Consider the following 2,436-nt stretch of genomic DNA (forward strand, 5'->3'; position numbering starts at 1 on the left):
CCGCAATTCCACGACATGCCGTGGCTAGCGGTAGCCCAACTTGACGCGCTGATCTTCCTCGCCGACGGCGCCGCCGCGGACGTTGACGCAACCGCCCGGAGGTTCATCCCCGCGCGCACTAGGCCAGGCGTCTAGCCCCCACTAACGGCACCGTCAGGCAGCACTATTTTCTAGGTACATTCCCTAATCGTACCGCTTTCGGTTGTGCATCCGTACCRTATGCGGTACAGTGCTCTCACTGGCTCAGAAACAGGGCCACGGGAGCAAGCGATGAACACAGAGAGCCAACAAGCCGCCGCGAGCCTTTCGCCTGGAGCTTGCGCCGTACTGGAACTGCGTCTCTCAGACGCCCGCCGCGACCTGGCGCTGGCGGTTGAGCGTCGCAATGCAGACCTTGGCCAGGCCGATGTCTTCAAGGCGCTGGGATACGAAGCCACGACGACCTTGTCGAGGGTCGGCCGCAACGCTGCTTGCGTGAAGTACCAGTTGCACGCCGCTGAGGGAGCGCGCGAGATCTATCGCCTTGAGCAGGAAATCGCGGGCTTCGAGGCGTTGCTGGCCGGCAAGGCTGAGGCGCCCGTCGCGTTGACCGTTGATCAGTGCGCGGCGATGGACTCGACGATGGGAGCGCTGGCATGAGCGCGCACAGAGCCCTACCCCTCGTTGAGGTCGAGCGCCGCGCCCGCGAAGCTCGCGTGGCGTGGCCGATGACCTGCAACGCTTGCAACACCGGGACGCCTGGCAACTGCGACTGCCCGACCGAGGCGGCCGCTTCTGTGTCCGAGTTCCTGGCCGACCCGCCGCGCCAGACACCGCCAGCCTACCCGTGGCGCGCCCTCGGCGCCGGCCTGATGGTGCTGCTGGTCGCTGTCTCGGCTGCGCACGTCGTGGCCACCGCCCTTCGCCCCGCGCAACAGGTGGCGCAGCGATGAGCCCCAGCCCCGATCTCGACGAAATCGGCCAGTCAAGCCTGAGCCTGATCACTGCCGGCCTTGCATTCGCGGCCGCCCTGCTGCTGGTCCTCGCGCCGGCCCTTCCCTCTCTTCTGCCCTGAGACCGCCATGACTGCAACCACGACCGCCGAAGCCGGCGCCCTCACCCTGGAAGTGGAAACCTCCGACACCGCGCGCAGCGTGCCTGTCGTGCAGCAGACGGGGGCCGTCGCAATGAACAGCCCGGCCGGTCTCATGATGGCCGCGAAGGCCAGCGGTATGAGCCTGGCCGACATGCGCGAAGTGCTGGCGCTGCAACGCGAATGGGATGCCGACCAAGGAAGCAAGGCCTTCGCCGCCGCAATGGCCGAATTCAAGAAGGAGTCCATCCGGGTCATTCGCAACATCACGATCAAGGACGGTCCGCTGAAGGGCAAGAAGCACGCGGATCTGTTCGCGATCACCGACGCTTGCGTCGAGGCCATGGCGAAGCACGGCTTGAGCCACACGTTCCGCCCAGTTGAGACGACGCAGACCTGGATCAAGATCGCCTGCTGCATCCACCACAGCGCCGGCCACACAAAAGAAATCGAGTTCGACGGCCCGGTAGACACAGGCCCCGGCCGGAATGCGATCCAGGCGCGCAAAAGCAGCGTCATTTACCTGGAGCGCATCACGCTTCTGATGGCGCTGGGCCTGTCCGAATCGGATGCTGATGACGACGGTCGCACTGGCGGCGGCGCACCGGAGGTCGACGTGTCTGCGGTCGGCAACGCCCTCTGCGACAGCCTGCTTGCCCGCCTTGAGAAGACCGCCACCGACAAGGAAGCGGCGGACCTGTGGGCCGAAGGTTCCAAGGCTCTGGCCGATGCCAAGCGCCAGGACCTTTACGCCGAATTCAAGGACTGCGTGGTCAAGCACCGCACCGCCCTGAAGAAGGGTGCCCACGCATGATCGTCCTGAACTACCCCCAGGGCGGCGAGGACTGGTTGCGCGCGCGCGCTGGCGTCATCACGGCCAGTCGCTACTCAGACGCTATCTCCGTTGTCGGCGGCCTGACGCAGCAGCAGCAGACCTATGTCAACGCGATCAAGGCCGGCAAGTCCGAGGACTCGGCCAAGCTCGCGGCCGGCTACCAGAAGCAGCCGACCGCTGAGGCTGTCGAGTTGGCGCTGTCTGGCGTTGACACGACGAGGCCCAGCGAAACCGCCATCAAGTACGCCTGGACCATCGCGATGGAGATCATCGCCCGCGAGCCGCTGGACGAGACATTCGTGACCTTCGCGATGCGTCGTGGCCGCGAGCTGGAGCCCCAAGCCCGCATGGTCTACGAGACGCGTACCGGCGCCCTCGTCGAAGAGGTCAGCCTCATCCTGACCGATGACAGCCGATTCGGCTACAGCGCTGACGGCTTCCGCGACGACGACGGCCTGATCGAGATCAAGTGCCCGCTGGCTGCCGACAAGCTGGGCGAGGTCTGGCAGCACCCCGAGAAGGCCCACCT

The 2,436-nt window shown here is 65.8% G+C and carries 5 protein-coding genes; all 5 read left to right on the forward strand.

Features of this window, described 5'->3' with window-relative positions:
- The first annotated feature begins 270 nt into the window (after window positions 1-270).
- Window positions 271-639 carry a hypothetical protein gene (locus AC1DU6_RS27425; protein WP_477860987.1) on the forward strand — a complete coding sequence of 123 codons (369 nt, stop codon included), beginning with the start codon at window positions 271-273 and terminating at the stop codon, window positions 637-639.
- A complete protein-coding gene (locus AC1DU6_RS27430; protein WP_477860989.1) occupies window positions 636-932 on the forward strand; it encodes a hypothetical protein in 297 nt (98 codons plus the stop codon). The genes AC1DU6_RS27425 and AC1DU6_RS27430 overlap by 4 nt, the downstream gene beginning before the upstream one ends.
- Window positions 929-1,054: a hypothetical protein gene (locus tag AC1DU6_RS27435; RefSeq protein ID WP_477860990.1), complete on the forward strand. Its 126-nt coding sequence runs from the start codon at window positions 929-931 to the stop codon at window positions 1,052-1,054. The genes AC1DU6_RS27430 and AC1DU6_RS27435 overlap by 4 nt, the downstream gene beginning before the upstream one ends.
- Window positions 1,055-1,106: 52 nt before the next feature.
- Window positions 1,107-1,886 carry an ERF family protein gene (locus tag AC1DU6_RS27440; protein ID WP_477860992.1) on the forward strand — a complete coding sequence of 260 codons (780 nt, stop codon included), beginning with the start codon at window positions 1,107-1,109 and terminating at the stop codon, window positions 1,884-1,886.
- On the forward strand, window positions 1,883-2,436 hold a 554-nt coding region (locus AC1DU6_RS27445), incomplete at its 3' end, for a YqaJ viral recombinase family protein (RefSeq protein ID WP_477860993.1). The genes AC1DU6_RS27440 and AC1DU6_RS27445, both read left to right, overlap by 4 nt.

Source organism: Roseateles sp. P5_B10 (assembly GCF_056400485.1).

Bases quoted from the DNA above. Each gene is read 5' to 3' on its own strand.
- AC1DU6_RS27425 (WP_477860987.1), top strand. From the start codon at position 271: ATGAACACAGAGAGCCAACAAGCCGCCGCGAGCCTTTCGCCTGGAGCT.
- AC1DU6_RS27435 (WP_477860990.1), top strand. From the start codon at position 929: ATGAGCCCCAGCCCCGATCTCGACGAAATCGGCCAGTCAAGCCTGAGC.
- AC1DU6_RS27430 (WP_477860989.1), top strand. From the start codon at position 636: ATGAGCGCGCACAGAGCCCTACCCCTCGTTGAGGTCGAGCGCCGCGCC.